1 protein-coding gene and 2 pseudogenes are annotated in these 1,060 nt (G+C 59.6%); all 3 read left to right on the top strand.

Going from position 1 to position 1,060, the window contains the following annotated elements; all coding sequences use genetic code 11:
• Positions 1 to 130 (top strand): annotated as a pseudogene (locus A7A76_RS25795) (lipase); the annotation flags it as partial.
• A gap of 26 nt (positions 131 to 156) precedes the next feature.
• Positions 157 to 801, top strand: a complete 645-nt coding sequence (locus A7A76_RS25390) for a hypothetical protein (RefSeq protein WP_206413927.1) — start codon at positions 157 to 159, stop codon at positions 799 to 801.
• Positions 791 to 1,060: pseudogene (locus tag A7A76_RS25385) on the top strand (hypothetical protein); the annotation flags it as partial. The gene A7A76_RS25390 and the pseudogene A7A76_RS25385, both read left to right, overlap by 11 nt.

The raw sequence follows: 1,060 nt of genomic DNA, 5'->3' as shown, positions 1-1,060 counted from the left end.
CCACGTCATGGCGGCCGACTTCGTCAGCTCCGCCAGCCATCACTACGGCGAGGTCAAGGTCTATGCCAGCCGGCACGACATCGCGACGCTGGCGGGCGCCGGCTACGCCAACAACGAGCGCGCGCTCGACCGGGTGGGCGATATAGGACTGCTGCGATGAAAACCAGAAGCCTGTTGGGCGGCGCGATCGTTGTTGCGGCGATAGGGTTGGGCCTGAGCGCCTGCTCCAACGCGGTCAAGGATCCGAAGTACGAGCGCAATCCGAACCCGCGGCAGAAGTATGTGGTGACGGCGAAGGTCGATGGGGCGCCTGGGCCGTTTCGGGTGGCGACGGCGAGCGTGCAGTACAAGATCGGTCCCACGCAGCAATGCATGCCGCCGGCAGAGCCGATTTCGGGGACGTTTCCCACGCCGGATCGCGAGGTGGTTTCGCTCCCTGTCAGAAAAATGGCGGAATCGGAATTCCAGTTCGATGTTTATCTCGATGGGATGGTGGCCAAAGACTACTTCGGGCGTGGTGTTTGCACCTGGGAAATCGAGGGGGTGACCTTGTCTCTCAAGCCGACTGGTGCGAAGGGAGAAAGAAGATTCGCGACGACCATAGACATGCCGGATGCGACGGAGTTGAAGCCCGTCATCATGTACGCCCGGCGCGAAAAATACGGAACCCCTGTCAGCGACGTCTACGACGAAGTCGAAAGATCGATGGAAGTTCCGCACGCGACCGCACTTTACGGAAGCGATCCATCCAAGTTCTTCGCCATTACTTTCAGCGCCAAGGAATCTGGCCATGACCGTTAGCAGTATCCAGTACGCGGAACTCAGTGAGGCGGCATACAAAATCCCGCAGCCGGCATCGGATGGGGATCGTTCGGTAAAGATCGGCGGAGTCAGGTTCGATGTGATCGAAATTGCCGAGAACAAATCTTCGGGCTATCAGGGGGTTATTTTCCAGCGAGGCGATAACAAGGAATTCGTCGTCGCCCACCGCGGAACAGAGTTCAAGGAAGAATTCATCGACGACGTCCTGCGCGCCGACGGCGGCATGGTCGCCACGCGG

Origin of the sequence: Lysobacter enzymogenes (assembly GCF_017168095.1) — a bacterium.
Lineage (GTDB): Bacteria > Pseudomonadota > Gammaproteobacteria > Xanthomonadales > Xanthomonadaceae > Lysobacter > Lysobacter enzymogenes_D.
Note: the sequence above shows the minus strand (reverse complement) of the source record. Positions and strands in the feature narration are given on the sequence as shown.